The 307-nt window shown below is 47.6% G+C and carries 1 protein-coding gene; it reads right to left on the reverse strand.

Going from position 1 to position 307, the window contains the following annotated elements:
* Positions 1 to 263 (reverse strand): outer membrane protein transport protein (locus tag Q4528_RS13300; RefSeq protein ID WP_303521983.1); only part of this gene is annotated, 263 nt, incomplete at its 3' end.
* Between the last annotated feature and the right edge of the window lie 44 nt (positions 264 to 307).

Genomic DNA, 307 nt, shown 5'->3' on the forward strand with positions numbered 1-307 from the left:
CTTAGTGGTTGAATAAAATAACCCGCTGGCACAGCTGCACCAGGAACTACATCATCGTTGGTTAGGGCTTTATCTATTTCGTCTACGCCTGTATTACCTTTTACGTAAACGTCAGGAGAAATATAGGTTAATGCGCCTGACACCGCGATGGTATCAAACATAGACATTGCGGCAGGGTTACGTGCCATTACCGAAGCATTGTCAGCAATAGCGGCTTCACCAGCAAATGAACGGCCAAGTCCCGTAGCAGAGTGTTCTACCAATTGAAAACCTGCAGCGTTTACATGGCCGGCAGTGAGTGTAGCTG

It is taken from the genome of Staphylococcus pasteuri (assembly GCF_030547725.1).
Classification (GTDB): domain Bacteria; phylum Bacillota; class Bacilli; order Staphylococcales; family Staphylococcaceae; genus Staphylococcus; species Staphylococcus pasteuri.